The following is a 24,918-nucleotide window of genomic DNA, read 5'->3' on the forward strand; positions in this document are numbered from 1 at the left end:
CCGCCGCCTGGCGCGCGGGAGCGCGGCGTCGTCGATGCCCGCCTCTAGTATCTCCGTTCCTGGGCATGATCCGAACAGGAGGGGTGAACCGACCTGTGGAAATATCGGCTGCTGGACGCCTCGAGGTCCACATCACCGCTGCTGACGTGGGCAAACGTGTCTCCGTACGCTGTTTGACCGAGACGGGTACACCCGGGGGGAAATTCACCGACACGGTCGGTGTTCTCACATCATGGGACGCCGGTGTGCTGGTGATCACACGGAAGAGCGGCGAAAGCGTCCGCGTTGACGCATCCTCGCTGGTCGCGGGGAAGGTCGTGCCGGCCGCCCCGGCCCGCCGCCGGGGCCCGGCCGCCCGCTACGAGGAGCTCGCGCGGGTCGCGGCCCGGGCCTGGCGCCCCCTGGAGAGCGCGCCGCTCGGCGAGTGGGAGCTGCGGGCCGCCGCCGGGTTCACCCGCCGGGCCAACTCGGTGCTGCCGCTGGGCTCGCCGGGCGTCCCGCTCGACGAGGCGCTTGACGTCGTACGGCAGTGGTACGGCGAGCGCGGGCTGCCCGCCTGTGTGCAGACCACGACGGGGGCCGAGGGCACCCAGGAACTGCTGTGCGCGGAGCTGGAGCGGCGCGGGTGGGAGCGGGAGGTGACCGCCGAGCTGTGGATCGGGGCACTGGCGCCCCTCGCCGACCGGGCGGAGGCTGAGGGGGTGGTCCTGGCCCGGGAGGCCGACGAGGCGTGGCTGGCCCGGTATCAGCGCAAGGGGGTGAGCGAGGTGGCCCTGAAGGTGCTCGGCAGCGGACCCTCGGTGTGGTTCGCGTCCGTACCCGGTGAGTCCGGCGGTGCTCCGGCCGCCATCGGGCGCTGTGTGGTGGATGGGCGCTGGGCCGGGTTCGCGGCGGTCGAGGTCGATCCGGCCCGGCGGCGGCGGGGGCTGGCCACCCTCGTGATGGGCGCGCTCGCCCGGCGGGCGCTGGAGGAGGGGGCGTCGGCGGCCTGGCTCCAGGTGGAGGAGCGGAACGCGGGGGCGCGGGCGCTGTACGCCGGGATGGGCTTTGCGGCGCATCACGCGTACCACCACTACCGGGAAATTCCGTGACCGGGTTCGACGCCGGGGAGGCGCGGCGGCGGTTCGCCGAGGAGGCGCGGGCCGAGCGGCCCGACCTGGCGCTGCTGTGCCTGCTGATCGGCGCGGAGCCGGACCCGGAGCTGGACGAGGCCGCCCTGGACGCCGCGCAGATCGAGCTGGACCGGCTGGCGGGAGAGCTGCCGTACCGGCCCGGCGGGCCGCGGGAGTGGGCGGTGGCGTTGCGGGAGCTGCTCGGCGAACGGTACGGGTTCCGTGGTGCCGCCGCGGACTACGAGCGGCTGGAGTCGTCGCTGCTGCACCGGGTGCTGGTACGGCGGCGGGGCCTGCCGATCCTGCTGTCCGTGGTGTGGGTGGAGGTCGCGCGGCGGGCCGGGGCGCCGGTGTACGGGGTCGCGCTGCCCGGGCACTTCGTGGTGGGGCTAGGACCGCCCGCGGACCTCGGGCGCCAGGTGCTCGTCGATCCCTTCGACGGCGGCCGGATCCTGTCCGACGACGACGCGGAGTCGCTGGTCACGGGGGCGACGGGGGCGCGCCTCGAGCCGTCGATGCTGGTACCGGCGGAGCCGTTGGACGTCGTGATGCGGATCCTGAACAACATCCGGTCGTGGGCGGTGGCCCGCCCGGAGCGGTCCGATGTCGCGTTGTGGGCCGTGGAGCTGGCGTTGGCCGTGCCCTCGCACCCGGCCCGGTTGCGGTACGAGAAGGGGCAGTTGCTGGTCCGGCGGGGGGACTTCGTCGGCGGGGCCGCGGAGCTGGAGGAGTACGCGGGGCTGGTGGAGGTCGTGGACGAGGGCACCGCGCAGCGGGTGCGCAAGGAGGCGTTCGCCGCCCGCGCCATGCTGAACTGAGGCCCGCGGCGGGGCCGTCGCAAGGTCGACGCGGTCCGCCGCGAGGCTGCGGAGGACCGCCGCAGGGTCTCGCGGGCCGCCTCGGGTCGTCGGGGCGTCGCCCCTCAGAGCCAGCCCTTCTCCCTCGCGGTGCGGACCGCCTCGGCCCTGTTGCGTACCGCCAGTTTCTGTATCGCCGTCGACAGGTAGTTGCGGACCGTGCCCTGGGACAGGTGCAGGGCCGTCGCCAGTTCCGCGTTCGTCGAACCGTCGGCCGCCGCGCGCAGGACCTCCCGTTCCCGGTCGGTGAGGGGGTTGGCGCCGCCCGCCAGGGCCGCCGCCGCCAGCGTGGGGTCGATGACCCGCTCGCCCGCCAGCACCTTGCGGACCGCCTCCGCGAGTTGCGCCGCGGGCGCGTCCTTGACGAGGAAGGCGTCGGCGCCGGCCTCCATGGCACTGCGCAGGTAGCCGGGGCGGCCGAAGGTCGTGAGCACGACCAGCTTCAACCCCGGTAGTTCCCTGTGGAGTTGCGCGGCGGCCTCGATGCCCGTCGCGCCCGGCATCTCGATGTCGAGGAGGGCCACGTCGACGTCGTGGGCGCGGGCGGCCGCGAGGACCTCGTCGCCGCGCGCCACCTGGGCGACCACCTCGATGTCGTCCTCGAGGCCGAGCAGGGCCGCCAGGGCCTCGCGGACCATCGACTGGTCCTCGGCCAGCAGGACCTTGATCATGCCACCACTCATGTGCGGGATCCTACGTCCGGCACCGGACCGGCCGGGACCCGGGCGGTCAGCCGGAAGCCGCGCTTGACCCGGCCCGCCTCCAGGGTGCCGCCGGCCTGCTCCAGGCGTTCGGTGAGGCCGGTGAGGCCGTTGCCGGGGCCCTTGCCGGAGCCGCCGGATCCGTCGTCCTCGACACAGAGTTCGAGGACGGGACCGTCCAGGGTCTGGCGTCGCACCAGTTCCACCGTGCAGCGGGCGCCGCCGCTGTGCCGTACGACGTTGGTGATCGCCTCGCGCAGGGTCCAGGCGAGAGCGGACTCGCTCTCCTCGGGGACGCCGTCGAGGTCCGGTTCGGCGGGGATCACGGCGACGATGCCGGCCGCCGTCAACGCGACCTGCGAGCCGGCGAGTTCGGCGGCGAGCCGGGGGCGCCGATAACCGGTGACGGCCTCCCGGACGTCCACCAGGGCCTGGCGGCTGACCTGTTCGATGTCGGCGACCTGCTGGGCGGCCTTGTCGGGGTGGCCGGGCAGCATCCGGCCTGCCAGCTCGCTCTTGAGGGTGATCAGGGAGAGCGAGTGACCCAGCAGGTCGTGCAGGTCCCTGGCCAGGCGCAGCCGTTCCTCGTTGGCGGCGAGCTGGGCGACCGTCGCGCGGGCCTTGCGCAACTCCACCGTCGTGCGGACCAGTTGGCTCACCCCGGTCATCGCGAAACCGATGAGCAGGACCAGCAGGAGGAGGTTCAGCGCCTCCTCCTCGTCGGTGCGCAGGCCTACCAGGAGCATCACCGCGGCCGTGCCCGGGATCGTCCAGAACGCCATCCTCAGCGGGAGCACCATCCCGCAGGCCACGGAGACATAGCAGTACAGGCCGAGCCAGGCGGAGCCGAGGGTGAGGCAGAGGACGGTGGCGAGCACCGCCATGGAGCCGATCAGGGCGGCGACGAGCCAGTCGGGGTAGGGCGCCGCCCCCATGTCCCGGAACAGCAGCGAGAGATAGCCGGTGACGAACACCGCCAGGCCCAGCCAGCCGGCCACCGTGCCGCCGGTGGTGTGGTTTCCGGAGACGAGGTCGTGCACCGGCGAGCTGAGGAACACCAGCCAGACGCCGATCCAGAGCACCTTGCGCCGCCACAGCTCGCGCGTCGTGCGGGCGGTCTGACCCAGCGCGATCGGCGATCCGCCCCGGGCCTTCTCCGACAGCTGGTCGTCCGTCATGACGCTCACGCCTTCAGCGTGTCCTTCCGGTACAGCCAGGCCGCACCGCCCGTGAACAGGGCGAAGAAGACGGCCAGGATGACGATGTCCTTGGCATGCGGGGCCTGACTCTGTTCGATGGACTGCCCCAGGGCAGCGTACGCGTGCGTCGGCACCCACTTGGCTATGTCCTGGAGCCAGTTCGGGAAGGTCGTCGTCGGCATCCACAGGCCGCCGAGGATCGACAGGCCGAAGTAGGTGATCATCGTGATCGGGCGGACCGCGTCCCCGCTCGCGAGGTAGCCGATCGCCACGCCCAGGGCGGCGAAGACCAGGCTGCCGGCCCAGATCGCGCCGGTGAGGGCGCACCACTGCCAGGCGTCCAGCCGGACGTCCTTCACGGCCGCGGCGACGGCGAAGACGACGACGATGGAGGGCAGGCTGACCACGGCCGCGCTGGCCGTCTTGGCGAGGACGTATCCGCGGCCCGGGAGCGTGGTCAGGCGCAGCTGCCGTACCCAGCCGCTCTGGCGCTCCTTGGCGATGCGTTCGCTGTTGCCCATCAGGACGGCGGTGAGGGCGCCGAAGGAGGCCATCGAGACCATCATGTAGGTCGGCAGGGTCAGGCCCGTGCCGTCGACCTTCTCCGTGGCGTCGGCGCTGCCCGCGATGAGCAGGAACAGGACCGACGGGTAGATCACCGAGAAGAACAGGAACTTGCGGTTGCGCAGGGCGCGGGTGAGTTCGAGCTTGATCAGGCCGTTCACTTCGACTTCGCCTCCTCGGCGGTGGTGAGGGCGACGAAGGCCTGCTCCAGGCCGAGCCCGGCGACTTCGAGGTTGCGGGGGTAGAGCCCGAGGCCGTAGACCGCGTGGACGGTGGCGTCGGCGTCGGTGGACTGGATGCGGACGGTACGGCCGGACCCGCCCGCGGAGCCGCTGGACACCGTGAGGGTGGTGAGGAACGGCAGGGCGCGCAGGGCGGCCTCGTCGATGTCGTCGTCCAGGTCGAAGGCGATCCTGCGCGCCCCTGCCTTGGCCTTGATCTCGGCTGCCGTGCCGTCGGCCAGCAGCCGGCCCCGGTGCAGGACCAGCACCCGGTCGGCGATCGCGTCGGCCTCTTCGAGGTAGTGGGTGGCGAACAGGACCGTGCGGCCCTGGTCGGCCTGCTCGCGCATGGTGGCCCAGAACGCCTGCCGGGTGGTGACGTCCATGCCGGTGGTGGGTTCGTCCAGGACGATCAGGTCGCTGTCGCCGGCGGTCGCGAGGGCGAACCTGACCCGCTGGGCCTGGCCGCCGGAGAGCTTGTCGACCTTGCGGTCGGCGATCTGGGTGATGCCCGCGCGGGCCAGCACATCGGCGGGCCGGTACGGCCTGGGGTGCAGTCCGCAGGCCAGCCCGACCAGTTCGGCGACGGTGACCTCGTCCATCAGTCCGCCGCTCTGGAGCATCGCGCCGACCCGGCCGGCGACGATCGCCTCGCGTGGGCCGGTCCCGAAGATGCGGACGGTGCCGCTGTCGGGCTGCTTGAGGCCGAGGAGCAGGTCGAGAGTGGTCGACTTGCCGGCCCCGTTGGGCCCGAGCAGGGCCACGGTCTCCCCCGGGCGCAGCGCGAGCGTCAGGCCGTCCACGGCCCGTACGTCCCCGAAACTCTTGCTCACCTGGTCGAACCCGACCACCGGTGCTGTCGTCGTCATGACAGCGATCATCGCCCCGGGGGCCGGGTGGGCGGCAGTGCCTGACGTCCTCAGTGCCGCATGACAGATGTCATGCGGCACTGTCGACGAGTCACCGGCCTCGGGTCATCGACGCCGGGTCACCGACGCCGGGCTGGTTCCTGCCGCCGGGTCAGCTCGGGTCGGTGTCGATGACGCCGGTCCGCTCCGTCTCGCTCTTCAGGGCCGGGCGCAGGGCGCTGATGACGTCCTGGACCGTGACGGCCGTCTTCTGGCCGGTGCCGCGGGTGATCAGCACGCCGTTGAAGGTACCGCCGTAGAGCTCGGTCAGCGCGGCCTGGTCGTAGCTCTCGACGAGCTTGCCGTTGACCGCCTTGACCTGGAGGAACTTCCACAGGGAGTTCTTCGGGCTGAAGGAGACCGAGTGCGCCGCGTCGGTCATGACGGTGACCTTGCCGGACATCGCCGGTTCGGCGAACTCCTTCATCATCCGGTCGACCTCGGCATCGGAGATCGTCGGCTGCTTGTCGGTCGTCGGGACCTTCACCGCGGTGGACGTGCCGGTCTCGACCTGGGTGCGGTAGGCCTCGACGACGGCCTCCTGGGCCCGCGCCGCGTCGATGCCCTTGCCCGCCTTGCCGTAGACGGCGACGGCCTTGCCGGACTCGAACTTGATCGTGCCGTCGGTGGCCGAGCCGGAGCCGCCCGCGGCGGACTCGAGGGCAGCCTGGAGCTTCTCCTCGTCGACCGGCATCGCCGGCTCGACCTCGCGGTGCTGCCCGAACAGCGAGCCGATCACGGAGACGGGGTTGTAGTCGCTCTTGGCCGCGTCGTCGACGGTGGCCTGCATGTCGAACTGGAGGCCCGCCTGATCCGGCTTCAGGGTGACACCGTCGCCGTCGACGGACAGCTTCAGAGCCTGGGTGACCCGCTTGCCGAACGCGTCGTCGAGCTTCTTGACGGCGTCGTCGCTGGTGCCGCCGCCGACGTCGACACCGAGCACGGTGGTGCCCTTGGGCACGTCGGAGTGGTTCATCAGCAGGCCGGCGCCGTAGAGGCCGATCCCCGCGACGACCACCAGACCGCCCAGCAGGGGCAGCTTGCTGCGGCCCTTCTTCTTTTTCTTCTTGGCGTTCCTGGAGTCACCGGCGGGCGGGGTCTGCGGGGCCGGGGCCGGCCCCTTCGGCGGGGTGTGCGGCAGCGGCCCGTCGGTGCGCGCACCGCCCTGGCCGCCGGGCACGACGGGAATGCCGCTGGTGACGGTGTTCCCGGAGACGTTGTCCACGGGACGGCCGCCGTAGCCGCCCGCGCCCGGTTCGGGGACGTGCTTCTGCGGGGTGAGGATCGCGGTGTCGTCGCTCAGGCCACCACCGGGGAGACGGCCGGTGCCGGGGCCGGCGCCGACGGCACGCGGGCCGCCGGGACCTGCCGGGCCACCAGGGCCACCGGGCAGGCCCGGACCGCCGGGCCCACCGGGGGCGCCGGGCGGGCGGGTCGCGCCGGGTGCGGCGGCCGCACCGTACGGAGAGCCGCCCATCGGGGGCACCATCGGGCCGTCGCCCGTGACCGGACCGCCGGTCGGGCCGGCGGGGCCGCCCTGCGGGCCGCCACGGCCACCGGGACCGCCGGGCCCGTCCGGGCCGTTGAAGTCGTAGGAACCGCCCGGACCGGCCGGGAGGCCGCCCTGGGGGCCCTGTCCGTGCGTGCCGTTCGGCACCCCGAAGCCGTTCTGGCCGTTCTGAACCGGTTGGCCGTTCTGGCCGGGCTGGCCGTTCTGGCCGTTGTCCGAGAAGTACGGCAGGTTGTCACGGCGCGGTTCGGCACCGCCGGCGCCCGGCCCCTGCCCCGACGGCCGGCCCGGCTGACCGGGCTGACCGGGCTGGCCCGGCCGGGGGCCGTTGCCGAGCGGGCCCGCGGCCAGTGCCTCGGTGACGTCGAAGGAGCCCGTGCCACCGCCGTGCCCCGGAGCCACGGGACCGCCGGTGGCGCCACCGGGGATCCCGGCGCCGTTGGTGCCGCCGGGCCGCGAACCGCCCGGCACGCTCATCGAGCCGACCACGCCGCCGGGGCGCCCGTTGCCCGGCCGTGCGCCGCCGGGCGCACCGGCGCCGGTTCCGGCACCCGGTCCCGCCGCGCCGGCGGGGGCACCCGTGGGCGCGCCCGTACCGGCGGCGGAACCGCCCGGCAGACCCGCTCCGTTGGTGGACCCGCCGCCCGGTCCGCCCTTGGCCGTCGCGGACTTGCGTGGCGCGAACCAGTTGCTCGTCTTCTCCTCCGCGGCGGGCGCGGGTTCGGCGGGCAGCTCGAACGAGCCCGTGTCGGAGGAGGAGAAGCCGCCGGCGGGGGCCGCGGGGGCGGCCGGCTGCGGCTCGGCGGCGGCAGGGGTGTTGCCGTCGGCGCTGTCGCCGCCCGTGTTCTCCACGTCGGCGACGGGTGTGCGCATCACGACCGGCGGAATGGGCCGCGAACCCGGGATGTTGATGCGGATCCGGGTCGTCAGCGTGGTCTCGGTCTTGCGTTCCTCCGGCTGCGCGGACGAACGGCCCGCGTCCGCGCCGCCGTCGGGCACCACGGGGGTGCCGTACGGCGGCGTGCCCGAGGGGTATGCGGCTCCGCCGCGCCCGTTGGGCCCGGAGGACGGACTGTCAGTTTCACGGCTCAAGGCAGGTTCTCCAGGTTGGCTCCGCCGCCCGCACGGCCTCACGGGCAGCTCGGCGGCGCGCACCACCATACTGGCCACTTCTGGCCCGTATCCCACGACCGCCGGGGAAACCCACACGGGACTCGCACGGGCACGCCACGGTGAAGTGGTACGTCACTTGCCAAGTCGGACGTCGCCGCCGACCGGTTGCCGCCCCGAACCAATGGTGGCGCAGATCACAGCAAGTGCCATGCCGCCGAGCAGAAAGAGGTACGAACCGCCTCCCGCGCCGAACAGGAAGTCGCCCTCGGGGCGGCCCGCCGTGCACAGGATGACGGAGAGCATCCAGCCGGCCGCGGGCGCCACGGCCCCGGCGCGGCTGTTGAGCGCCCGCGCGCCGCCGAGGAAAAGCCCGGCCGCGCCCACGAGCGCGAGGAGCAGTCCGCCCGGGAACCAGCCGGCCTGGACGAGCGCCCCGGCGAGACCGGCGAGCGCGCCGAGCAGCAGGAGTCCCACACAGGCGACGGCCCGTCCGGCGGGGGGCATCCGCAGCGGCTGGGCGAGCATCGAACCACGGTCGGGCATCACGCCACCTCCGCCGTGTCGCCGAGGCCGGCGAACAGGTCGCTCTCCCTCTTCTCGCCCGGCTCCCCGCGGACGAGTTCGTAGTACTCGGTCGGGAAGAGGGGCTGCGCGAGTTCGTTGGAGAGGGCGAAGTACCGGTCGCCGGGCGCGACTTCGACCTGCGTGGCGTGGGCGCGCATCGCGGCGGCCTTGGCGGCGGTGTACGCGGGGCCGCCGTCGATCACGGCGGTGACGAGTCCGTCGTCCACCACACCGGGCACGTCGGAGACGACGGCGCTCCGGCTGAAGGGCAGCTCCGGCAGCTCCTCGCGGAGCCGGGCGAAGGCGGCCCCGGCGACGGAGCGCGGGACGCGGTTGACGTACACCTTGGGGATGCGCCACCCGGCGCCCTCGGCCAGCTCCGCGGCCCGCATGGCGACGCGGTGGGCCTGGATGTGGTCGGGGTGGCCGTAGCCGCCGTCGTCGTCGTAGGTGACGAGGACCTGGGGGCGCACCTCGAGGACGATTTGGACGAGGGACGCGGCGGCCTCGTCGACGTCGGCCCGCCAGAAGCAGGCGGGGTCGTCGTTGTCGGCCAGGCCCATCATCCCGGAGTCGCCGTAGCGGCCGACGCCGCCGAGCTGGCGGAAGTCGTCGACGCCGAGTTCGGCCATGGCGGCCGCGAGTTCACGATGCCGGTGCTCCCCCAGGGCGGCACCGGTCAGATGCCGCAGCTCCGGCGGGATGACCTCACCGCGTTCACCGAGGGTGCAGGTGACCAGGGTCACATGGGCACCCTCGGCCGCGTACCGGGCCATGGTCGCGCCGTTGTTGATCGACTCGTCGTCCGGGTGCGCGTGCACCAGCAGCAGGCGCCGGGCGGCGCGAGCTGGGGGTCCCCCCGGCAGGAGGTCGGGGGAGGGGCGTTCCGTCATGGAGCCAACCCTACGAGGCAGGACTACCTCTCCCGCGCAGGGGCATACGCAGGGTCGGCACGCGTCAGAACTTGATGCTGCCGATCATGCTCGCCACGCTCGTCGTCAGGTCGCTGATCGTGGGCGCGATCGTCGAGGAGGCCAGATAGAAGCCGAGCAGGATGCAGACGACCGCGTGACCGCCTTTCAGCCCCGACTTCTTGACCAGCAAGAAGACGATGATCGCCAGCAGCACCACCGCCGAAATCGAGAGTGCCACGGCGGTTCACCTCCAAGGACCCGGGAACGTGGGGGCAAAAGCAGAACAAGGGAACGTGTAAATCCATACATCAGCCAGCAGGTTCATACCCACACAGCGCTAGTGATCATAACTATGTGTGGGTGCGCATCTCGCGGCGCACAGCCGCACAAGGGGGTCGCATGGCCAATATGGTCGGGGGATGACGACCGAGCCCGACTCCTTCCCCCGCAGACACGCCCGCACCCAGCGTTTCACCCTCGGCGCGCCGCGTTCGTACACGGTGGCCCCCGACAGCTCCCGGGTCGTGTTCCTGCGCTCCGGCTCCGGCACGGACCGTGCGGGCGCGCTGTGGGTGCTCGACCCGGCGGACGGCACGGAGCGCCCGGCGGCCGACCCGCGCGCCCTCCTCGGCGGCACCTCGGAGGACCTCTCGCCGCAGGAGCGCGCACGCCGCGAGCGCAGCCGTGAGGGCGGCGCCGGCATCGTCGGCTACGCCACCGACGAGGCTGTCGAGCTGGCGTCTTTCACCTTGTCAGGGCGGCTTTTCACGGCGGAGCTGCGGGCCGGCACGGCGACCGAACTCGCGGTTCCCGGGCCGGTGATCGACCCCCGGCCGTCCCCGGACGGGCGGCTGGTCGCGTACGTCGTCGGGGGCGCCCTGCGGGTGGTGGGCGCCGAGGGTGACGGCGACCGGGCGCTGGCGGAGCCGGAATCGGACACGGTTTCCTATGGATTGGCCGAGTTCATCGCGGCCGAGGAGATGGACCGCTCGCGGGGCTTCTGGTGGGCTCCGGAGTCGGATCGGCTGCTGGTCACGCGGGTGGACGACACGCCGGTGGAGCGGTGGTGGATCTCCGATCCGGCCCAGCCGAAACGTGAGCCACAACACGTGCCCTATCCGGCTGCCGGGACGCCCAACGCGGAGGTGCGGCTGTACGTGTTCGGGCTCGACGGGGTCCGTACGGAGGTCGTCTGGGATCGGGCGCGTTATCCGTATCTGGCGCGAGTGCACTGGTCAGGGGCGGGGGCCCCGTTGCTGCTCGTACAGGCGCGCGACCAGCGCAGTCAGCTGTTCCTCGCGGTGGACACCGACTCCGGGGCGACCCGGATGGTGCACGCCGACGAAGATCGGATTTGGCTGGATCTTTTCCCTGGCGTCCCGTGCTGGAGCCCGTCGGGGCAGCTGGTCCGGATCGCCGACGAGGGCGGCGCCCGGGTCCTGGCGGTCGGCGAACGGCCGTTGACCGGAGCCCAGTTGCACGTGCGTGCGGTGCTCGACGTCACGTCCGACGACGTGCTGGTGGCGGCCTCGGCCGGCGCGGACGCGGCCGCGCCGGAAACCGGTGAGGTGCATGTCTACCGCGTCAACGAACTCGGCGTCGAGCGCCTCACCCAGGAACCCGGGGTCCACTCGGCGGTGCGCTCGGGAAACGTGACCGTCGTGGTGTCGGCGGTGCTCGACCGGCCGGGCAGCGTGGCACGGGTGCTGCGGGACGGGAAGCTCGCGGCAACTGTCCGTTCGTACGCCGAAGATCCGGGTCTGTCCCCCCGCGTGCTCCTCACCGAGGGGGGCGCACGGCGCATCCCGTGCGCCGTGCTTATGCCTACGGACTACCACGGTGACACCCCCCTGCCCGTGCTCATGGATCCCTACGGCGGCCCGCACGGGCCCCGGGTCCTCGCCGCGCACAACGCGCACCTGACCTCGCAATGGTTCGCCGACCAGGGATTCGCGGTGGTCGTCGCCGACGGGCGGGGCACCCCGGGCCGCTCCCCCGCCTGGGAGAAGGCGATCCACCAGGACCTCACGGTCAGCCTCGACGACCAGGTCGAGGCGCTTCAGGAGCTGGCGAAGAGCCACCCCCTCGACCTCTCCCGGGTGGCGATCCGCGGCTGGTCCTACGGCGGCTGGCTCGCGGCCCTCGCGGTGCTGCGCCGCCCCGACGTCTTCCACGCGGGCATCGCGGGCGCCCCGGTGACCGACTGGCGGCTCTACGACACCCACTACACCGAGCGGTATCTCGGCGACCCGGCCAGCTCGCCGCAGGCGTACGCGAAGAGTTCGCTCGTCACCGACGAGGGGCTCTCCTCGCCCGCCGAACCCCACCGCCCGCTGATGATCGTCCACGGTCTGGCCGACGACAACGTGGTCGTCGCCCACGCCCTGCGGCTGTCCTCGGCCCTGCTGGCCGCCGGCCGCCCGCACGAGGTGCTCCCCCTGTCGGGCGTCACCCACATGACCCCGCAGGAACAGGTCGCGGAGAACCTGCTGCTGCTCCAGGTGGACTTCCTCAGGCGTTCGCTCGGGCCGGCGTAGCGCCGCGGGCATGGCAACGGGCCGGGAGACATGGCGCTCCCGGCCCGTTTACGGCACCCGCACGGCCGTACGCTGTTCAGAGTGGCCCGTCCGTATATCGGAACCGGGTCGGTCAAGTTGCCTGCGTGTTAACGCGGTTGCTCCGTAAATATGTTGCTATACACCGCCGATGACATGATCATCCGGTGGTTCCTCCGGCGGGACCACCTGCTTCTCCTCCGCGAAGTGGCAGGCCGAGTCGTGTGCCGCCGGCCCGGCCGCGAGCCGGAACTCCGCCGGGACCGCCAGCGCCGGCACCTCCAGCTCGCACCGCTCCCGCGCCTTCCAGCAGCGGGTGCGGAAGCGGCAGCCGGAGGGGATGTTCGTCGGGGACGGGACGTCACCCGCCAGGATGATCCGCTCCCGGTGCTCCCGCGCCTCCGGGTCCGGCACGGGGACGGCGGAGAGCAGGGCCTGGGTGTAGGGGTGCGTCGGATGGTCGTAGATCTCGGCGTCGCGGCCGGTCTCCACGATCCGGCCGAGGTACATCACCCCCACCCGGTCCGAGATGTGGCGGACGATCGAGAGGTCGTGGGCGATGAAGAGGTAGGAGAGGTCGAACTCGCTCTGGAGCCGGTCCAGCAGGTTGATCACCTGCGCCTGGACCGACACGTCCAGCGCCGACACCGGCTCGTCGGCGACGATCACCTCCGGGCGCAGGGCCAGCCCCCGCGCGATGCCGATGCGCTGCCGCTGGCCGCCGGAGAACTGGTGCGGATAGCGGTTGATGTACTCGGGGTTGAGCCCGACGACGTCCAGCAGGTCCTGGACCTTCCTGCGCCGGTCGCCCTTGGGCGCCACCTCGGGGTGGATCTCGTACGGCTCCCCGATGATGTCGCCGACGGTCATGCGCGGGTTCAGCGAGGTGTACGGGTCCTGGAAGACCATCTGGATGTTGCGCCGGACCGCCCGCAGCGCCTTGCCCGACAGCCGGGTGACGTCCTCGCCCTTGTAGCGGATCTCCCCCGCAGTCGGGTTCTCCAGGTTGACCAGCATCTTGGCGACCGTGGACTTCCCGCAGCCGGACTCCCCGACGATGCCCAGGGTCTCCCCGCGGTGGAGCGTGAAGTCGACGCCGTCGACGGCCTTGACCGCGCCGACCTGCTTCTTGAACAGGATGCCCCGGGTCAGCGGATAGTGCTTGACCAGCCCGCTCACTTCGAGGATCGGCTCGGCGGACGAGGCCGGTGCGGAACTAGCCATGCAGGCACTCCCTCCAGAAGTGGCACGCGCTCGTACGGTCCGCGCCGGACCCGCCGGCCTCACCGGACCCGTCGACCGCGCCGGAGCCGTCGACCTCGTACAGCGGGGGTACGTCCGTCCGGCACACGTCCTGGGCCATCGGACAGCGCGGGTTGAAGGCGCAGCCGGGCGGGATGTTCATGAGGTTGGGCGGCAGGCCCTTGATGGCGTAGAGCTCCTGGCCCTTCTGGTCCAGGCGCGGGATGGAGTCGAGCAGGCCGCGGGTGTAGGGATGGGCCGGCGCCTTGTAGATGTCGTGGACCGGGGCCGACTCGACGATCCGGCCGGCGTACATCACCGCGATCCGGTCGGCGACGTCCGCGACCACACCCAGGTCGTGGGTGATGAGGATCAGGCCCATGCGGTACTCGTGCTGGAGTTCCGCGAGCAGGTCCATGACCTGGGCCTGGACGGTGACGTCGAGGGCGGTGGTGGGTTCGTCGGCGATGATCAGCGCCGGCTCCAGGGCCATCGCCATCGCGATCATGATGCGCTGGCGCATCCCCCCGGAGAACTGGTGCGGGTAGTCCTTGACCCGTTCCCGGGCGCCCGGGATGCGGACGCGGTCCATCAGCTCCACGGCCTTGGTCCGCGCGTCCTTCCGCGACATCCCCCGGTGCACGACGAACATCTCGCCGAGCTGGTCGCCCACCGTCAGCACGGGGTTCAGGGACGACAGGGCGTCCTGGAAGATCATCGCCATCTCGGCGCCGCGGACCTTCCGGCGCTCCTCCTCCTTGAGACGCAGCAGATCCTTGCCGCGGAAGAGGATCTCGCCGCCGGTGATCCGGCCGGGCGGCATGTCGAGGATGCCCATGATCGCCTGGGCGGTGACGGACTTGCCGGAGCCGGACTCGCCGAGCACGGCGAGGGTCTCGCCCGCGTCCACGCCGTAACTGACGCCGTTGACGGCCCTGGCGATCCCGTCCCGGGTGCGGAACTCCACGTGCAGGTCGCGTACTTCGAGCAGCACGGGGCCGTCACCTCAGCTTCGGGTCGAGGGCGTCGCGCACCGCGTCGCCGAGCATGATGAACGCCAGGACCGTGACCGCCAGGGCGCCCGAGGGCCACAGGAGGGCGTGCGGGGCGTTGCGGATGTAGGGCGAGGCGGCGGAGATGTCGATGCCCCAGGAGACGGTCGGAGGCTTCAGGCCGACGCCGAGGTAGGACAGGGTCGCCTCCAGCGAGATGTACGTGCCGAGCGCGATGGTCGCCACGACGATCACCGGGGCGACCGCGTTCGGCGCGATGTGCCGCAGCAGCAGCCGGGAGTGGGAGGCGCCCAGGGCCCGGGCGGCCTGGACGTAGTCGTTCTGTTTGGCGGTGATCACAGAGCCGCGGGCGATCCGGGAGATCTGGGGCCAGCCGAGCAGCACCATGAACCCGATGACCGGCCAGACCGTATTGCTGGTCACCACGGAGAGGAGGACCAGGCCGCCGAGGACGACCGGGATGGCGAAGAAGATGTCGGTGATCCGGGAGAGCACCGAGTCCCCCGCCCCGCCGAAGAACCCGGCCAGACCGCCCAGCACGCTGCCGAGCAGGGCGACGCCGAACGTGGCCAGGAAGCCGACCGTGACGGACGTTCGGGCGCCGTAGACCGTGCGGGTGTAGACGTCACAGCCCTGGCCGTCGAAGCCGAACGGGTGGCCGGGCTGGGAACCCTCCTGGGCCTTGGCGAGGTCGCACTTGAGGGGGCTCAGCCAGGTGATGGAACCGGGCCACAGGGAGATGAAGACCAGGAAGAGGATGACCAGGCCGGAGATGATGAAGACCGGGTTGCGGCGCAGGTCCCGCCAGGCGTCGGACCACAGGGACCGGGCCTTCTCGGACGGTCCGGTGCCCTGCGGCCCGCCGTCGGGGATCTTCTCGAGGGTCTCCCCCTCGGCGGTGGCCAGGTCCATCGTGCCGCCCATGCCTGTGTCGGCGATGGCGCCCTCCTCCGGGGTGCGGCCCGCGCCCGGCAGGTGCTGCTCCGGCGGCATCGGCTCAGGCATAGCGGATCCTCGGGTCGAGTACGGCGTACAGCAGGTCGACGAGCAGGTTGGCCACCAGGAAGACCAGGACGAGGACCGTCACGAAGCCGACGACGGTCTGGGTGTTCTGCCGGAGGATCCCCTGGTAGAGCTGGAAGCCGACGCCGTGGATGTTGAAGATGCGCTCGGTGACGATCGCACCGCCCATCAGGGCGCCGATGTCGGTGCCGATGAAGGTGACCACGGGGATGAGGGAGTTGCGCAGCAGGTGCCGGGTGACGACCCGGCGGCGGGGCAGCCCCTTGGCGACGGCCGTCCGGACGTAGTCGGACCGCCGGTTCTCCGCGATGGAGGTGCGGGTCAGCCGGGTGACGTACGCCAGGGAGACCGAGGCGAGCACCAGGCCCGGGACGATCAGTTCGCCGAAGGTGGCCTCGGAGGAGACCGACGGTTTGATCCAGCCCCATTCGACGCCGAGCAGCAGCTGGAGCAGCAGGCCGGTGACGAAGGTGGGGACGGAGATCACGACGAGGGTGAGGAGCAGCACCCCGGTGTCGACGGGCCGGCCGCGGCGCAGACCCGTCAGGACGCCGAGGGTGATGCCGATGACGATCTCGAAGACGATCGCGACGATCGTCAGCCGGATGGTGACCGGGAAGGCGGTCGCCATCAGCTCGGTGACCGGCTGGCCGTTGAACGCCGTACCGAAGTCTCCGGTGAAGACGTTCCCCATGTAGGTCAGGTACTGCTGCCATACCGGCTTGTCGAGGCCGAACTCCTTCTCCAGCTGGGCGGCGGTGGCCGGATCGCACTGCCGGTCGCCGCACAGGCCCGCGATGGGGTCGCCCATCACGTTCACCATCAGGAAGATCAGCAGCGTGGCACCGATGAACACCGGGATCATCTGGAGCAGACGCCGGATCACATACCGGCCCATGGCGGGTCAGCTGACCTTGATCTCGTTGTAGACCGGCACGGAGAACGGGTTGAGCTTGACGTTCGAGAGCCGTTCCGAGTAGCCGGCGCTGCCGTTCTGGTACCAGAGCGGGATGGCGGCCATGTTGTCGCGGACGACCTCCTCGGCCTGCTGGAAGATCTCGACGGCCTTGGCGGTGTCGGTCTCGGCGTTGGCCTGGTCGACGAGCTTGTCGAAGTCCTTGTTGGACCACTTGCCGTCGTTGGAGGAGGCGTTCGTGTAGTAGAGCGGCTGGAGGAAGTTCTGGATGAGGGGGTAGTCCATCTGCCACCCCGCCCGGAAGGGTCCGGTCATCTTCCGGTCGCCGATCTGGGCGCGGAAGTCCGCGAACGTGCCGACCGGGTTGCCGACGCAGGCCTTGTCGTTGCCGAGGGCGTTGTTGATCGAGTTGCAGACCGCGTCGACCCACTGTTTGTGCGATCCGGTGTCCGCGTTGTATGTGATCTTGACCTGGCCCCCGGGCAGGCCGCCGCCCTCCTGGATGAGCTTCTTCGCCTCGGCGGGGTCGTAGTCGCAGGCGTCCCCGCACAGGCCTTCCTTGAAGCCGCCCTCCTCGCCGAGCACGGGGGAGGTCCAGTCGGTGGCGGGGGTGCGGGTCTTCTGGAAGATCGTCTCGGTGATCTGTTTGCGGTCGATCGCGCGGGAGAGGCCGGTACGCACCTTGTCGGATCCGGTGGTGTTCCACTTCTTGTCGTAGAAGGGGAAGGCCAGGGTCTGGATGATGCCGGCGGGGGTGTTCAGATAGCGGTCGCCGAGGTCGTTCTTGACGTTCTTGAGCTGGGCCGCGGGCACGTCGTCGACGAGGTCGAGGTTGCCGGCGAGCAGGTCGGTGTAGGCGGTGTTGTTGTCGGTGTAGACCTTCAGGGTCACGCCGCCGTTCTGCGCCTTGTCGTCGCCGGGGTAGCCGTCCCACTTCTTCAAGGCCATCTGGGAGCCCTTGGTGTAGGAGTCGATCGTGTACGGCCCGTTTCCGATCGGTTTCTTCAGCCAGTTCGCGTGGTCGGTGAAGAAGGCCTGGGGCAGCGGGGCGTAGGCGGGGTAGCCCAGGGTGTCGGGGAAGGTCGAGAACTTCTGCTTGAGCTTGACGGTGAAGGTCCTGTCGTTCACGACCTTGAGGCCGGAGAGGACGTCCGTGGTCTGCGAGCCACTGGCGGGATGGGCCGCGGTGTAGCCCTCGATGTACTCGAAGAAGTAGGCGTTCTTCTGGTTGTTCTTCAGGCTCGCGGCGTAGTTCCAGGCGGTGACGAAGGATTTCGACGTCACTTTTTCGCCATTGCTGAACGTCCAGCCGTCCTTGACGGTGATGGTGAAGTTCTGGGAGTCCGTGGTCTCGATCTTCTCGGCCAGCATGTCCTCGGCGGCGCCGGTCTCCGGGTTGTACTTCTTCAGGCTGCGGAAGATCATGTCGAGCACCTTGCCGCCCTGCACCTCGTTGGTGTTGGCGGGCTCCAGCGGGTTCTGCGGGTCTCCCCAGGAGGAGCTGAGCACCGCACCGCCGTCGCCGCTGCCGCTCCCCCCGCCCCCGCACGCCGTCGCCGCGAGTGCTGCCGCCGCCGCGCATGCGGCCCACTTGGCGTGCGTGGCTCCACGCATGGATGCCTCCTCATTGACTTCGCTTTACCTGAGCGCCGGGCTCGGCACCGAAGCACTGAGCCAGTACCGGTAAATATCAACTTAAAAGGTGCATGACGCACACGGGCCGCGCCCAACGGGAGGGCTCCGGGGGCCGTTCGGGGGACGGAAGAAGTTGCTGCGGACACCGACAGCAGGATCCTGGCGGGGGGTCGAAAAGGATCTTCTTCGCAGGTCACAATGGATCTTCGGTGTAGTACGCAACGGATCTTCACCATCCGATACCGAACCGTTGGATTGCGACCCCGAGATGTACGCATTCCGACACCCTGGCGTCCGACTATCGAACTCCTTGCCCGTTTCGCGCAGTTGGTCCGAATTCAGACACGGAACGATTACGGCGCGCTACACGCGTAGCTACGATCCGGTCAAGTCCAGGCAAAGAAAGTAAAGAGAAAACCAAGGGAGACCAGAATTTATTGACCTTGAACGAATTGCGTTGAAAAAGTCCGGCGTAGCCCGTAGGGAGTGCCCTGCGGAGTCATCAGACCCTCCCTTGGGCCAGGAGCACCATGACCCCCCCAACTCCATCAGCGGCTGCCCCGCTTGAGGTGACCGACGAGAGCGTCGAGAAGTCGGCCTCTTCCGACGTCGTGAAGGCCGGCGAAGGCCGGTCTCCCGGTCGGCTGGCCTGGAAGCGCTTCAAGCGCGACCACACCGGTGTCATATCCGCCTATATCGTGATCTTCTTCTTCGTGATCGCGATCGCTGCTCCGCTGATCGCGAAGCTGTACGGCAAGGACCCCTACACGACCTACGCGAGCCAGCGGCCGGAGCTGCTGAACCCCTTCGCGTACCCGGCCGGCCCCAACGGCGGCATGAGCTCCGAGTTCTGGTTCGGCATCGAACCCCAGCTCGGCCGAGACGTCTTCACCTTCCTGATCTACGCGATCCGCAACTCGCTGGGCATCGCGCTCGCCGCCACCGTGCTCACCGTGGTCCTCGGTGTGGTCATCGGCACCACCGCGGGTTACGTCGGCGGCAAGACGGACTATCTCGTGGGCCGGGTCATCGACATCCTGCTGTCGTTCCCGTCCACCCTGTTCTTCATCGCCTTCATGCCGGTCGTGTTCGGCCTCTTCGTCGCCCCCGACGAGGAGATCCCGACCTGGCTGCGGGCCACGGCTCTGATCATCGTCCTTTCCGCCTTCGGCTGGGCGTCCATCGCCCGACTGCTGCGCGGCCAGGTACTGGGCCTGCGTGAACGGGAGTTCGTCGAGGCGGCCAAGGTCACGGGTGCATCACCGGGGCGTATCGTCTTCAAGGAGCTGCTGCCCAACCTGTGGACGCCGATCATCATCCAGACCACGCTGATGCTCCCGGCGTACGTCACCGCCGAGGCCGGCCTCGCCTTCCTCGGGGTCGGCATGATCGACCCGACCCCGGACTGGGGCGTCATGATCGCGCGGGGTGCAAGTTTCTACACCGAGGACCTCACCTTCATGCTCTTCCCGGGCCTGGCCATGGTGATCTTCGTTCTCGCGTTCAACCTGCTCGGCGACTCGGTGCGTGACGCACTCGACCCCAAGTCCAAGCGCTAGCTCCGACGCTCGTCAGGACCACGGCAAGGACGCCGGGGTGCCGGATCTCTCTCATCACTCCCACTTCAAGGCAGGCAGCATGTCCTTCTCGCGCAGAAACTTCCTCATCGCCACCGGCGTCGCCGCGGCGTCGACGTCGGTGCTGAGCGCCTGCAGCAGCGGCGACGAGGGGGGCTCCTCGCAGGACAAGGCCCCCAAGGTCACCGGGGCCAAGACCGTCGAGATCCCGGTCGGCACCAAGGCCGACTCCACCGGTCCGGCCGCCGCGGTGTCGGGCGCGGTCAAGGGCGGGACGATCTACTCGCTCCAGCAGTTCGACATGGACCACATGGACCCGGCGCAGATCTACGTCTCGACCGAGGCCGCCATCACCGTGCCGATCATGCGCGGTCTGACCGGCTACAAGCTGGACGCGAAGGGCAACGCCACCCTGGTCGGCGACGCCGCGACCGACGCCGGCACCATGAAGGACGGCGGCAAGACCTGGACCTTCACGCTGAAGGACGGTCTGAAGTGGGAGGACGGCGCCGAGGTCTCCTCGGACGACCTCCGCCACACCTTCGAGCGCATCTTCGCCACCTTCGTCACCGAGGGTCCGCGCTACGTCCAGGACTTCCTGGTGGGCGGCGACAAGTACAAGGGCCCGTACGAGGGCAAGAGCCTGTCCTCCATCGAGGTCGACGGCAAGACCATCACCTTCCGTCTGAAGGAAGCCCGCGCCGACTTCAACTTCACGCTCGCGATGCGCGCTTACTCCCTGGTGCCGAAGAAGCACGACACCAGGGAGAAGTACGACAAGCAGCCGATCTCCTGCGGTCCGTACAAGGTCGAGAGCCGCAACATCGGCAAGTCGATGACCTTCGTGCGCAACGAGCACTGGGACCCGGCGACGGACTCGATCCGCAACGCCTACCCGGACAAGTACGTCTTCCAGATGGGCTACGAGCTGGTCGCCTCGACCGACCGCTGGATCGCGGACAAGGGCACCGACCAGTACGCGGTGCCGATCTTCAACGAGGTCGCGCCCGAGCGCATCGCCCAGGTCCTCACCAACGCCGATCTGAAGAAGCGTGTCCTCACCGCGGTCGACACGGTCACGTACTACTGGCCGATCAACATGACCCGCATCAAGGACCTCAAGGTCCGCCAGGCCATCAACTACGCGTGGCCGCACCAGCAGCTCCAGACCATCGGCGGCGGTGCCTACAGCCAGGAGATCGCCACCACGATCTTCGCCCCGGTGACCCCCGGCTACACCAAGTTCGACCTGTACGGCGTGGACAAGAAGCCGGGCGGCAACCCCGAGAAGGCCAAGGCCCTGCTGAAGGAGGCCGGCAAGGTCGGCCAGAAGCTGGTCATCGCCTACCAGCAGTCGGACACCGCGGTGAAGACCGCCGTCGCCATCAAGAACGCGCTGGAGGCGGCCGGCTTCACGGTCGTCAACAAGCAGGTCGACAAGTCGACCTTCTACACCCAGATCGGCAAGATCGACAACGACTTCGACCTGTTCGCGGCCGGCTGGAGCCCGGACTGGCCGAACGGTTACTCGCAGTTCTACCCCTGCTGGAGCGGCAAGAACATCGGCGACGGCCGCAGCAACTACGCCCAGCTGAACGACCCGAGCGTCAACAAGGCGATCGACGCGGCCTCCCAGATCGCGGACGTCGCGGAGGCCAACAAGGCCTGGGGCAACATCGACAAGATGATCATGGAGCTGGCCGCGGTCGTTCCGGACTATCACAAGATCCGCAACTACCTGTACGGCTCCAAGGTCGGCAACGTCATCTGGGACAGCGCCAACACCTGCGTCGCGCTCTCGCAGCTCTACGCCAAGAAGTAAGCGCACGCCTCCCGGGGGTGGCCGTCACCACGGCCACCCCCCTGCGGCCCACCCCCCTCTCCTTACCGCGGCGACGGCGCCCCGTCCGGAAAGTCACGCCTCATGTTCCGCTTCCTTGTCCGCCGAGTCACCGGCGCGCTGGTCATCCTTTTGATCATCAGCGCCATCACCTTCTGGCTCTTCTACGCCGTGCCGCGTGACCCCGCCATGATGTCCTGCGGCAAGAACTGCACGCCTGAGAACCTCGCGCAGATCCGGAAGAACCTGGGCATCGACCACTCCATCCCGGTGCAGTACTGGTACTGGCTGAAGGGCGTCTTCGCCGGTCGCGACTACGCCGGTTACGGGTACTGCGACGCGCCCTGCTTCGGCTACTCCTTCGCCAACAACGTGCCGGTCTTCGACACGATCATGGACCGCCTGCCGACGACCCTCTCGCTCGCCTTCGGCGCGGCCGTCGTCTTCCTGGTCCTCGGTGTCGGCGCGGGCATGCTCGCGGCCCTCAAGCAGGGCAAGGTCCTGGACAAGTTCGCCAGCTCGGCGTCGCTGCTCGGTTCCTCGCTGCAGATCTACTTCGTCGGCTACATCGCGATGTACTACTTCGTCGCACAGCTGGGATGGCTCGACCAGCCGTCGTGGACCCCGTTCTCCGAGAACCCGATGTCCTGGTTCTCCGGACTGCTGCTGCCCTGGCTGGTCCTGGCGATCATCTTCACCGCCAACTACACCCGTATGACCCGCTCGCAGCTCGTGGAGCAACTGAGCGAGGACTACGTCCGCACCGCCCGCGCCAAGGGCCTGTCCCGGGCGAACGTGTTCTTCCGGTTCGCCTGGCGGGGCGCGATGGGCCCCATCGTCACGGTGTTCGGCATCGACCTCGGCACGCTGATCGGCGGCGCCATCATCACCGAGCAGACCTTCAGCCTCCCGGGGATCGGCCGGCTCGCGGTGAAGTCCGTGGACCAGAGCGACCTGCCGATGCTGCTCGGCGTGACCCTGCTGGCCGCGGGCGCGATCGTGTTCTTCAACATCATCGTCGATGCCGTCTACGCTCTCATCGACCCGCGGATCCGGCTCGCCTGACCTCCGCCAAGCCCCCTACCTCTCGCATCACCCCCCAGGAGCGTCCCCGTGACGAGCACCGCCCAGCAGCCCTTCCTCTCCGTCAGGGACCTGAAAGTCCATTTCTCCACCGAGGACGGCGTCGTCAAGGCCGTCGACGGGCTCTCCTTCGACCTGTTGAAGGGCAAGACGCTCGGCATCGTGGGCGAGTCGGGTTCCGGCAAGTCGGTCACCAACCTGGCCATCCTGGGTCTGCACGACCGCGACCGCACGGCGATCGAGGGCGAGGTCGTGCTGGACGGCAAGGAGTTGCTGACCGCCACCGAGAAGGAGCTCGAGCGGCTGCGCGGCAACAAGATGTCGATGATCTTCCAGGACGCGCTCGCCTCGCTGTCGCCGTACCACACGATCGGCAAGCAGATCAGCGAGACGTACCGCAAGCACACCGGCGCCTCCAAGAGCCAGTCGCGTGCCCGGGCGATCGAGATGCTGAGGCGGGTCGGGATCCCGCAGCCGGAGGTCCGGGTGGACGACTACCCGCACCAGTTCTCCGGCGGTATGCGCCAGCGCGCGATGATCGCCATGGCCCTGGTCTGCGACCCGGAACTGCTGATCGCCGACGAGCCGACCACGGCCCTCGACGTGACCGTCCAGGCGCAGATCATGGACCTGCTCAAGGACCTCCAGCAGGAGTTCGGCACCGCGATCATCTTCATCACGCACGACCTCGGCGTCATCGCCGACATCGCCGACGACGTACTGGTCATGTACGGCGGCCGGTGTGTGGAGCGGGGCACCAAGAGGGAGGTGCTGCGCAGCCCGCAGCACCCCTACACGCTGGGCCTGCTGAGCTCGATGCCGAGCCTGGACCACCCGGTGGACGTCCCGCTCAACCCCATCCCCGGTTCGCCGCCCTCGCTGCTGAACCCGCCGACGGGCTGCCGCTTCCACCCCCGCTGCACCTTCGCCGAGAAGGTCGAGGGGGGCCTGTGCTCCACGGAGCAGCCGCCGCTGGAGATCACGAACGGCCGGGGTTCCGCCTGCCACCTGACCGCCGCCCAGCGCGCCGAGTATTTCTCCGACCTCGCCGGCAGCGCGGCGAACTGACGTACAAGAGACGGGATTTCACCACCATGAGCAACACCACCCCCCTCCTGGACGTCTCGGGGCTCACCAAGCACTTCCCGATCAAGGGCGGCTTCCCGATCCGGCGTACGGTCGGTGCCGTGCAGGCCGTGGACGGGCTGGACTTCCAGGTCGCCGAGGGCGAGAGCCTTGGTCTGGTCGGCGAGTCCGGCTGCGGCAAGTCGACGACGGGCCGGCTGATCACCCGGCTGCTGGAGCCGACGGGCGGCCGGATCTCCTACCGCGGGCAGGACATCACGCACGCGGGCCGCAAGCAGCTGGCGCCGATCCGCTCCGAGATCCAGATGATCTTCCAGGACCCGTACGCGTCGCTGAACCCGCGCCAGACGGTCGGCAAGATCGTCTCCGGGCCGATGGAGATCAACGACATCCACCCGGCCGGCGGGCGCGAGGCACGGGTGCGCGAGCTGCTGGAGATCGTGGGTCTCAACCCCGAGCACTACAACCGCTTCCCGCACGAGTTCTCCGGCGGCCAGCGCCAGCGCATCGGCGTCGCCCGCGCGCTGGCCCTCGAACCCAAGCTGATCGTGGCCGACGAGCCGGTCTCCGCGCTCGACGTGTCCATCCAGGCGCAAGTCGTCAACCTGCTCCAGAAGGTCCAGCGGGACCTGGGCATCGCCTTCGTCTTCATCGCCCACGACCTGGCCGTCGTCCGGCACTTCTCGCAGCGCGTGGCCGTCATGTACCTCGGCCGGATCGTCGAGATAGCCGATCGCGACGACCTGTACGGCAACCCGCGCCACCCCTACACCCGGGCGCTGCTGTCCGCCGTGCCCGAGGCCACCGTGCAGGACGAGGGAGCTCCGGGCCGGGACCGCATCCGCCTCGTCGGGGACGTGCCCTCGCCCATCAACCCGCCCTCCGGCTGCCGGTTCCGCACCCGCTGCTGGAAGGCGACGGAGAAGTGCGCCACCGAGGCCCCGCCGCTGGTGCAGGTCGAGGGCAACAAGCCCGGTCACCTGACGGCGTGCCACTACCCCGAGACCGCGGACGTCGTCATCGCCGACGTGCCGGCTCCGCGTCTCGCCAAGGACCCCGAGGCGGCGGCCTGACACACCCCTTTTCGTCAGCCGCCCCCTTTCGGAACGGACTTTCTCGGCCCATTGACCCGAGCCCATGAACGTCCGGTCCAGGGGACGAAGGCCCGCGCTCACCCGGCGCGGGCCTTCACTCGTCACCACTCGCTCCGGGCCGGCCCTCTCGCACCCTCGGGCCATGGACTACGCGAAGATGCGGACGCGAACGGCCCCGCGATCGAGCGTGC

The 24,918-nt window shown here is 70.0% G+C and carries 21 protein-coding genes; 8 read left to right on the plus strand and 13 right to left on the minus strand.

Going from position 1 to position 24,918, the window contains the following annotated elements:
- Positions 1 to 95: 95 nt before the first annotated feature.
- A complete protein-coding gene (locus OG440_RS12520) occupies positions 96 to 1,091 on the plus strand; it encodes a GNAT family N-acetyltransferase (protein WP_406006916.1) in 996 nt (331 codons plus the stop codon).
- The gene (locus OG440_RS12525; RefSeq protein ID WP_406006917.1) at positions 1,088 to 1,930 is read left to right on the plus strand and encodes a tetratricopeptide repeat protein; all 843 of its coding nucleotides are present in this window, start codon (positions 1,088 to 1,090) and stop codon (positions 1,928 to 1,930) included. Before OG440_RS12520 ends, OG440_RS12525 begins: the two co-directional genes overlap by 4 nt.
- Positions 1,931 to 2,034: 104 nt before the next feature.
- Here OG440_RS12525 and OG440_RS12530 read toward each other — a convergent pair whose 3' ends face one another.
- The 8 genes from OG440_RS12530 to OG440_RS12565 form a co-directional block, all read right to left on the minus strand.
- A complete protein-coding gene (locus tag OG440_RS12530; RefSeq protein ID WP_406006918.1) occupies positions 2,035 to 2,652 on the minus strand; it encodes a response regulator in 618 nt (205 codons plus the stop codon).
- Positions 2,649 to 3,848: a sensor histidine kinase gene (locus OG440_RS12535; protein ID WP_406011335.1), complete on the minus strand. Its 1,200-nt coding sequence runs from the start codon at positions 3,846 to 3,848 to the stop codon at positions 2,649 to 2,651. The genes OG440_RS12530 and OG440_RS12535 overlap by 4 nt, the downstream gene beginning before the upstream one ends.
- A 5-nt stretch (positions 3,849 to 3,853) precedes the next feature.
- Positions 3,854 to 4,594 carry an ABC transporter permease gene (locus OG440_RS12540; protein WP_406006919.1) on the minus strand — a complete coding sequence of 247 codons (741 nt, stop codon included), beginning with the start codon at positions 4,592 to 4,594 and terminating at the stop codon, positions 3,854 to 3,856.
- Positions 4,591 to 5,523, minus strand: a complete 933-nt coding sequence (locus OG440_RS12545; protein WP_406006920.1) for an ABC transporter ATP-binding protein — start codon at positions 5,521 to 5,523, stop codon at positions 4,591 to 4,593. Before OG440_RS12545 ends, OG440_RS12540 begins: the two co-directional genes overlap by 4 nt.
- Before the next feature lie 151 nt (positions 5,524 to 5,674).
- Entirely contained in the window at positions 5,675 to 8,164 is a 2,490-nt protein-coding gene (locus tag OG440_RS12550; protein WP_406006921.1) for a hypothetical protein, read from the minus strand.
- Positions 8,165 to 8,317: 153 nt separating this feature from the next.
- Complete coding sequence (locus tag OG440_RS12555) at positions 8,318 to 8,728, minus strand: DUF6113 family protein (protein ID WP_406006922.1); 411 nt, start codon at positions 8,726 to 8,728, stop codon at positions 8,318 to 8,320.
- Positions 8,728 to 9,642 (minus strand): N-acetyl-1-D-myo-inositol-2-amino-2-deoxy-alpha-D-glucopyranoside deacetylase, encoded by a 915-nt coding sequence (mshB, locus tag OG440_RS12560; RefSeq protein WP_406006923.1) that lies wholly within the window; start codon positions 9,640 to 9,642, stop codon positions 8,728 to 8,730. The genes OG440_RS12555 and mshB overlap by 1 nt, the downstream gene beginning before the upstream one ends.
- Before the next feature lie 64 nt (positions 9,643 to 9,706).
- Positions 9,707 to 9,901 carry a hypothetical protein gene (locus tag OG440_RS12565; protein ID WP_020127941.1) on the minus strand — a complete coding sequence of 65 codons (195 nt, stop codon included), beginning with the start codon at positions 9,899 to 9,901 and terminating at the stop codon, positions 9,707 to 9,709.
- Positions 9,902 to 10,082: 181 nt separating this feature from the next.
- Here OG440_RS12565 and OG440_RS12570 point away from each other — a divergent pair, with 181 nt between their 5' ends.
- On the plus strand, positions 10,083 to 12,200 hold the full coding sequence (locus tag OG440_RS12570; protein ID WP_406006924.1) for a prolyl oligopeptidase family serine peptidase: 2,118 nt from the start codon (positions 10,083 to 10,085) through the stop codon (positions 12,198 to 12,200).
- 156 nt (positions 12,201 to 12,356) lie between these two features.
- On the opposite strand, the gene OG440_RS12575 is transcribed toward OG440_RS12570, so the two are convergent.
- Genes OG440_RS12575 through OG440_RS12595 form a run of 5 tightly spaced genes read right to left on the minus strand, consistent with a single transcriptional unit; the run spans position 12,357 to position 18,026 of the window.
- The gene (locus tag OG440_RS12575; protein WP_406006925.1) at positions 12,357 to 13,442 is read right to left on the minus strand and encodes an ABC transporter ATP-binding protein; all 1,086 of its coding nucleotides are present in this window, start codon (positions 13,440 to 13,442) and stop codon (positions 12,357 to 12,359) included.
- A complete protein-coding gene (locus OG440_RS12580; RefSeq protein ID WP_406006926.1) occupies positions 13,435 to 14,454 on the minus strand; it encodes an ABC transporter ATP-binding protein in 1,020 nt (339 codons plus the stop codon). Before OG440_RS12580 ends, OG440_RS12575 begins: the two co-directional genes overlap by 8 nt.
- 7 nt (positions 14,455 to 14,461) lie before the next feature.
- A complete protein-coding gene (locus tag OG440_RS12585; protein ID WP_406006927.1) occupies positions 14,462 to 15,478 on the minus strand; it encodes an ABC transporter permease in 1,017 nt (338 codons plus the stop codon).
- Positions 15,471 to 16,394, minus strand: coding sequence for an ABC transporter permease (locus OG440_RS12590; protein WP_406006928.1), 924 nt, complete (start codon positions 16,392 to 16,394; stop codon positions 15,471 to 15,473). Before OG440_RS12590 ends, OG440_RS12585 begins: the two co-directional genes overlap by 8 nt.
- A gap of 6 nt (positions 16,395 to 16,400) precedes the next feature.
- The gene (locus OG440_RS12595; protein WP_406006929.1) at positions 16,401 to 18,026 is read right to left on the minus strand and encodes an ABC transporter substrate-binding protein; all 1,626 of its coding nucleotides are present in this window, start codon (positions 18,024 to 18,026) and stop codon (positions 16,401 to 16,403) included.
- Between the two features lie 551 nt (positions 18,027 to 18,577).
- On the opposite strand from OG440_RS12595, the gene OG440_RS12600 reads away from it, so the two are divergent.
- The 5 genes from OG440_RS12600 (at position 18,578) to OG440_RS12620 (ending at position 24,706) form a co-directional block, all read left to right on the plus strand.
- The gene (locus OG440_RS12600; protein WP_406006930.1) at positions 18,578 to 19,606 is read left to right on the plus strand and encodes an ABC transporter permease; all 1,029 of its coding nucleotides are present in this window, start codon (positions 18,578 to 18,580) and stop codon (positions 19,604 to 19,606) included.
- 79 nt (positions 19,607 to 19,685) lie between these two features.
- On the plus strand, positions 19,686 to 21,446 hold the full coding sequence (locus tag OG440_RS12605) for an ABC transporter substrate-binding protein (protein WP_406011336.1): 1,761 nt from the start codon (positions 19,686 to 19,688) through the stop codon (positions 21,444 to 21,446).
- A gap of 102 nt (positions 21,447 to 21,548) precedes the next feature.
- On the plus strand, positions 21,549 to 22,529 hold the full coding sequence (locus OG440_RS12610; protein WP_406006931.1) for an ABC transporter permease: 981 nt from the start codon (positions 21,549 to 21,551) through the stop codon (positions 22,527 to 22,529).
- A gap of 48 nt (positions 22,530 to 22,577) precedes the next feature.
- On the plus strand, positions 22,578 to 23,615 hold the full coding sequence (locus OG440_RS12615; RefSeq protein WP_406006932.1) for an ABC transporter ATP-binding protein: 1,038 nt from the start codon (positions 22,578 to 22,580) through the stop codon (positions 23,613 to 23,615).
- A 26-nt stretch (positions 23,616 to 23,641) separates the two neighbouring features.
- A complete protein-coding gene (locus OG440_RS12620) occupies positions 23,642 to 24,706 on the plus strand; it encodes an ABC transporter ATP-binding protein (RefSeq protein ID WP_406006933.1) in 1,065 nt (354 codons plus the stop codon).
- Positions 24,707 to 24,918 lie beyond the last annotated feature (212 nt).

It is taken from the genome of Streptomyces sp. NBC_00637 (assembly GCF_045161545.1).
In the GTDB taxonomy this organism is placed as follows: Bacteria; Actinomycetota; Actinomycetes; order Streptomycetales; family Streptomycetaceae; genus Streptomyces.